The 829-nt window shown below is 74.4% G+C and carries 1 protein-coding gene and 1 pseudogene; both read left to right on the top strand.

Translation table 11 applies throughout. From position 1 onward, the window contains the following. Positions 1 to 35: 35 nt before the first annotated feature. Positions 36 to 392 carry a hypothetical protein gene (locus FYW99_RS31585; protein ID WP_150256274.1) on the top strand — a complete coding sequence of 119 codons (357 nt, stop codon included), beginning with the start codon at positions 36 to 38 and terminating at the stop codon, positions 390 to 392. Positions 393 to 549: 157 nt separating this feature from the next. Then, positions 550 to 829, top strand: a pseudogene (locus tag FYW99_RS31580) (L,D-transpeptidase); the annotation flags it as partial.

Genomic DNA, 829 nt, shown 5'->3' with positions numbered 1-829 from the left:
TATCCCGCGCACACGAACCACACACGAGGACTGCCATGCGTCTGAAGAACTACCTGATCGTCGCCGGTTTCGCGGCCGCCGCCCTGTTCGGCGGATCTCCCGCCTGGGCCGACGACGCGATCGCCCCCTCCGGGTCCCCCGCCTCGGTCGACTGCCCGGCGGACCCCTCCCAGGATCCCGCGCCGCCCGCCGAGGAGTCCGGTGCGGGGGTCGAGCCGTGCGAGGACTCGGCGCCGCCCGCCGAGGAGGCCGGGGCTCCCGCACAGGACGAGGCGGCCGATCAGGAGGCCGAGGAGGCCGGGGCTTACGGACAGGCCGAGGCGGCCGAGCAGGAGGCCGAGGAGGCCGGGGAGGCCGTCCCCGTACCCGCTGACCCCAACTACACCGGCTGACCGACCGGTCCATGATCGGTGTCACCCCGTGGCGCGCACGGGGTGACACCGCGGGTACTACGGGGTCCGCCGCACACGCGGCGGGCCCTCTCAGCGTGCCCCGGCCTTGTGCCTCCTGCGCGTGCACGGGTTGCGTGCCCGGTCGCCGGTCGTCCCCGTGCAGGGGCTTCGTCCGGCCGACGAACCGGCGTCGGAGGAAGCGCCCGTCGACACCGCTGACAACGGCGTCGAGGGCGTGGAGATCGCCACGGTCCTCGGCGACGGGGTCGCCGTCCACGCCGAGCCCGGCGGCGAGGAGGTGTCGCTGACCACCACGGGGTACCGCGTGGAGGTCGACACCGGCGACTTCGCGTTCACCGTCTTCGACGGGGAAGAGGAGGTGCGTACCGGGGTGATCGGCACGGGGGAGGGCGAGACCCCCACCCCCGAGGGCCGCT

Source organism: Nocardiopsis deserti (assembly GCF_008638355.1).
GTDB classification, from domain to species: Bacteria; Actinomycetota; Actinomycetes; order Streptosporangiales; family Streptosporangiaceae; genus Nocardiopsis; species Nocardiopsis alborubida.
This window is presented reverse-complemented; position numbering and strand designations above follow the sequence as displayed.